This is a genomic window from Actinobaculum suis, from assembly GCF_900102025.1.
In the GTDB taxonomy this organism is placed as follows: Bacteria; Actinomycetota; Actinomycetes; order Actinomycetales; family Actinomycetaceae; genus Actinobaculum; species Actinobaculum suis.
On record NZ_FNAU01000025.1, the window covers coordinates 1 to 5466 of the forward strand.

Consider the following 5466-nt stretch of genomic DNA (forward strand, 5'->3'; position numbering starts at 1 on the left):
TGCGCGGAATATGTTTTACGGGACATGGTAGAAGACTACCTTTCTCCGGCTGAACGCCGGGGCTAGCCTATGTCCACCAACAGGGGGTCAGGTCCGACTTTCGCGATCGAGAAGTAAAATCATTCGCGTACTTTCTTGCTTCTTTGGGATGATCAGAGCAAAAACTCACGTATCGATAGTACGGACACGTACTACCAACCATGTGGAGATCACAGGTATACAACGATCGGATGCGGGGCGTAGCCCAGCCAGATCAGCTGTAATTCCACGAAGTCGCGCCGCCGCTTCCAAGCGTATGGAACCCGATTCACAGAATACGGTCGGCCAATTTCCAACCTGAGATATGCCATACATGCCCACTTTGATTCCTCAGCGCGCAGGGCTTGAGCAAACGTTTTGGAGGAATCATTTCTCGCAATAAAGGCTTATTTGCCGTTATGGAACGATTCAACCGTGTTGTAATCATTCATTACGGCATCGAGAAAATCGTGGTCTCTTACATGCGCAATCTCATCGTAATAACAGTCCCCTTGAGAGCCCTTAAAATATTCCAATGATGATTAAATACCTATTCACGCTCAACGTCAAGACTATGAACGAAGATACTACGAGCTTTGCACCTAAGTAAGTGGCTGATTCTGGGCCGGGCTGAGGAACTCTCGAATTTGAGATTCGCGACGGCACCACCGTCAGATTCTCGGGCGTACCTCATGCCGAGCAGTGCCACGCGCTCATCGGCGGACTTATGACCGCCGCGCAGGGCAAGAACAGCTAGGCAAACCGGGATAGCGAGGCTAGCCGGTTCTAACTCGCGTTACCGGCAATGCCTTGCTCGTTGAATAGTTCACGGAAGCGCGATTTACTTCCTGCCAGTTGCGCGAAAGTACCGTGTTCTACTATTTTTCCTTCGTCAAAGACGTAGATCTGGTCTGCGTGCCGTAAAGTCCAGGCTCGGTGCGAGACCACGATAACAATGTGCTCAGCAGTCAGCTCGGCTAGTTCTTGGAAGATTTGTTCTTCTGCTTCCGCATCAATAGACGACGTCGGCTCATCGAGGATCCACACGGGGTCGTTCCGCAAGATCAAGCGGGCAAGGGCGAGCCGTTGCCATTGCCCACCGCTGAGTCCCGTACCACCCCATTGTTCCCCTAACTGGGAATCCAGCCCCTGGGGAAGCGCCCGCACGAAATCAGCTGCCTTAGCAACTTCGAGCGCATGCCAAAGCTGCTCATCAGTTACCCGGGCGGTAGTTACTGCCGCGTTACTTGCGGCGGCTGAACTTTCCGCCGTCCCGCCTTCCGTAGTAGTGCTCACCGCAGTAGCGCTTACCGTAGTAGCCGAAGTAGCAGTGGCACGCGGGGTTTGTGTAGCGGGTTCGCCCGTAATGCCCAGCATGAGGTTTTCCCGGACCGTAAACTCGTAGCGTCCAAATTCTTGGGTCAGCAAGGAAATTCCACTGCGTCGCGCCGAGAATGGGAGCTCAGTAACGTCCCTATCGTCGATGACTACGCGGCCAGATTCCACCGGAAGTAAGCCTAATAACCCCCGAATAAAGGTACTTTTGCCGGCACCATTCGGGCCCACAAGCGCAATCATTTGCCCGGTCCGGGCCCGCACTGAGGCTCCAACAACCGCCGGCCGGGCGGCATTAGCGTAGCGCACCACGAGGTTTTCCACCGTCACAGACCCAATTTCCTGGTGTGCGAGGAGGCGCGGCTTGCTATAGGTGTTTTCACCGGGGCGGAGGAACCCAACTACGCGGGCAATCGCATTGCGCCCCGACATTAGCGAGCCAACAGTAAAACCAAGGGAAGACGTGGCGGATATCCCGCTGAAAATACCCACGATTGCCCCAGAAAGCCGCGCCGCCGAAGCACCGCTGTGAACCAAAAAGGCAAGCGCCGCGATAACAAAAAGAGAGGAGGCAATGCCAGCAGCCGCATCCGCATAAATTCACAGCATGCCTAACTGGGTTTCACCCGCACGGCCCTCGTAGCGATATTTATTTGCCCGCCCAGCAACCCAGCCGCGAGCCTCTAAAGTAGCTAATTCGGTTGCCGTCCCCTGATAGGTAATCTGGTTTTCATAGTAAGTGGCACGCCGTCGCGATTCCGATATGCGCGGCCACATGCCACCATCCTTCCGGGCATACCACATGTTTGAAACCGTCATTGGAATCAAGCAAGCGCACACGCACAGCGCCGCGGGCCAACTCGTGGCGCCCAAAGTAAAACACAAGGAAAGAGCAATTACCGCCGCAGACACCACCGAAACTGCCGAGGTTGCCTGCAATTGTGCCCGTCCCTCAAGAATTGCCTCCCGGGCATCACGCCCCCGCGCCTGCACTTGCGGATCGGCAATTTCTTCCGGATTGAGTTCACTGAGGCGCTGGTTGATGCGGGCGTGCGCCCATGCCGTCGTCTGCGTTTGTACTAAGCGATGCAGGGCATACATAACCGACCTGGCCGCCAAGTATCCAGCAACTACCACCCCCGTGACCGCTACCCACCCGAAAACCAGGCGCGGGATACCCGTCGAAAGAGAGCCGAGGAGCCTATCAACAAGGAACACCTGCGCTGCAGGAACTAGCGCACATGCCGCTTCCAGCACTATCGCTATCATCAATAACCCGGGCGCTACCCGCATGCTTACCCGCAAGGCCATAACACAGGACTTGACCACACCAAGCCGTTTTGTACGCATGTGTTTACCCCTTGCCAACCTTCGAATGTTTAACGCGGTATTCCGCTTGACCATCCGCAATTGCTAACGCAGCGGCTAACTCAGCCTCATGCAGAATATCAGGGTTCCTTCCCCCACCAAATCCACACTGCATCCATTTCTTAGCAACTTTCGAGGAATCGTACCCGTTTATTACATCCCCATTTTCCTCCTCACTACGGTTACGCCCTTGGCATAGTTGCATTGTCAAGCACCTCCGCATCCCCGCCGGCGGTAGGCAATATCTCCGCAGGTAGAGCGGAGATACTTTCGACGCACAACACCGCACTTCCTGCCGCCTGACGCGGAGAGGTGCGCTTTTCAAAGCTTTTCTGAGAGCATTCCTAACCTTTCTCCAGTATCCTGACCTGACAGTCCTTAAACTCTCAACCAGCCCGGTGTTTGGGTGTGCCCCACTACGGTTTGGGCACTACCAATCCCGGGGTTTCAGGCGTCGTTTTGCACGCGTCTGGTTCTTGCCTGCTGGGCGTGGCTAACTCTCCTGGTTACCTGCGAGAGGGTTTATGAGCAGGAAGGGAAACAAGGGGAACAATGGAACAGCAAGATTCCTTTACAGATTTTATGCGGGGCGTGGAGAGCCCTGGTCTGGTGAACTGGGCGGAAATGCCTACCTACAATACGATTATGGCCCTCGCGGCCGGTGTCGCCTTGGTTATGATCGCGTTGTTGATCCGTGATTTTGGGCGGGCCGCGCAAGGTAAAACGGAAGGCATGCCGCTGCACACGGAAAGTGCCCCGCTAAATACTGATGCCTATGCGATCGGTTTCGCCGTGGTGGGGATTATCCAGTTCTTTACTGGGCTACACATGACGGTAACGTGGCCGCTCGCTTCCGGTGGTTTCGCATTTGACAATATTATTTTCGGCGAAACCTGCTTAGCTTTCGGTACGCTTTTGGTAGTTGCTGCTTTCTACTTGTGGAAGCGCGGGCAGGCCGTGCGCGAGGCAGACAATCCGCTCGTAGTAATGGCTGGGACTTTGCGGCCACTCTCGATCTTTATCGGCGGCCTGGGCCTTGCCTTATTCTCGATTACTCTGGCCGGGTTGGTGTACCAGCTCTATGCCGCACCACCACAGGAACCTATTTCCGGATACTTTGCTCCCTACCCGTGGTTTGAGGCAATTTTCCTTTCCTCTATGTTCTTCCTGGTTGGCTTAGGCGCTTTCCTCTTCCCCTTCGCTGCCTATCGCACCAACGGCAACAAGGGGAACGCCGAGGTGCAAGGCCAGGGGTTGTGGAGGGTCATTTTCTGGGTTTGGATCGTGGGCGGAGTAATCTTCGGGCTTTTCGGCGCCCTAAACTTCTACACCCATATCGGTTTCATCGTAAATACCCAGTAAGCGGCACGCCGCCGCACGTGGCTTGATGTGCTCCGCCAGCGGCCCTGCCGTTCATCGTTTTCAAGCACATAAGTTACGACGCCGATGTAACGACGCCGAAGCGGGATGTATGAAACTAACTAAGCTTCATACATCCCGCTAGTTTTATTTATCTGGGCCAGTTTGACCTAGATCTAAGGCGCCGAAACCGGCTTTATGTTAGCAACGGCGCTAGCTGTGGTGTTAGCGGCGGTCTACGGCCGGGGTATCAATCCCGTCCCCGTCCCAATCACCAACCACCGAAACATCCTTCGCATTACCGTAGGCAAAGACGCTGTCAGCCACGCCCGTGACCAGCTTGTTCTTCAGGAAGAACTGGTTGCCGCGTACCACGCCAACCCCGTCCTTGCCATCACCGTTCCAGTCACCAACAATCACGCGGTCACCAGCAGTACCATAAGTAAACTCGAACGCAGCCTTGGTATCCTCTAGCTTGCTTTGCACGTAGAAAACGTTTCCACGCACAGCGGCCAAGGTATCCTTACCGTCCCCGTTCCAATCCCCCGCAATAAGGGTATCGGTCGGGTTGCCGTAGGCATAGACCGCGTCAGCAACACCGCTGGTCAGCGAGTTACGCACGAACACTTGGTTACCGCGAACTACGGCAATGGTGTCCTTACCATCGCCGTTCCAGTCCCCTACCAGGACTTCATCATCAGCGTTACCGTAGGCAAACTCGAACTCGGCTACACCGCTAAACCCATTCGTGCCCAGGAATAGGTTGCCCCGGCGCACCAACGGCGTATCGATGCCGTCACCGTCCCAGTCACCGAAGATGATTTCATCGTTCGGGTTGCCATAGTTAACCGTGCGATCAGCCTTACCCTGACCCCACGCGTTAACGTAGAAAATACCGCGGGCATCATTTTCAACCGCCCACACACCAGCCGGCTTTTCAACGACAGGCTCCTCAATGGCAGGCTTGTCGGCATCTTCAGCACCAGCCTGGCCGGCATCTTCAGCACCCGTCTCGGCACCGATCTCGGTACCTTCAGCACCCGTCTCGGCACCGATCTCGGTACCTTCAACACCCGTCTCTTCGGAGCTGGTCTGGCAACGCTCTACGGATTCGGCCTTCGCGGTTTCTTCAGCCGCAGCAATAGCCTCGGCTCCAACCGCCCAGCGGTAAGTAACCTGCTCAGAAGAAACAACCGCACCTTCTTCCGGCGTCACCTCAACATGAGCCTTAATCACATAATCGCCAGGCTTCTCAAACAACCACGCACCATGCGCATGAGCCAAGGAATTCGGGCCCGACCCCCGGAAAGTGGACATGGGGGTGGTGTTTATGCTGCAAGGTCAAGTGTAGCTGACGCGTGTTTTTCGAAGGTGTCTGGGGCCTGG

The 5466-nt window shown here is 55.4% G+C and carries 4 protein-coding genes; 1 reads left to right on the top strand and 3 read right to left on the bottom strand.

What is annotated here, in order from left to right; all coding sequences use genetic code 11:
• Positions 1-804 precede the first annotated feature (804 nt).
• Together BLT47_RS08655 and BLT47_RS08660 are read right to left on the bottom strand one after the other, a co-directional pair.
• A complete protein-coding gene (locus tag BLT47_RS08655; RefSeq protein ID WP_143021832.1) occupies positions 805-1785 on the bottom strand; it encodes an ATP-binding cassette domain-containing protein in 981 nt (326 codons plus the stop codon).
• A 168-nt stretch (positions 1786-1953) separates the two neighbouring features.
• Positions 1954-2703, bottom strand: coding sequence for a hypothetical protein (locus tag BLT47_RS08660; protein WP_143021833.1), 750 nt, complete (start codon positions 2701-2703; stop codon positions 1954-1956).
• A gap of 570 nt (positions 2704-3273) precedes the next feature.
• Between BLT47_RS08660 and BLT47_RS08670 the strand changes: the two genes are divergently transcribed.
• On the top strand, positions 3274-4083 hold the full coding sequence (locus tag BLT47_RS08670) for a DUF981 family protein (protein WP_065415348.1): 810 nt from the start codon (positions 3274-3276) through the stop codon (positions 4081-4083).
• A gap of 222 nt (positions 4084-4305) precedes the next feature.
• Here the strand turns inward: BLT47_RS08670 and BLT47_RS08675 are convergent, their stop codons facing one another.
• On the bottom strand, positions 4306-5397 hold the full coding sequence (locus BLT47_RS08675; protein WP_074663925.1) for a TIGR03769 domain-containing protein: 1092 nt from the start codon (positions 5395-5397) through the stop codon (positions 4306-4308).
• Positions 5398-5466 lie beyond the last annotated feature (69 nt).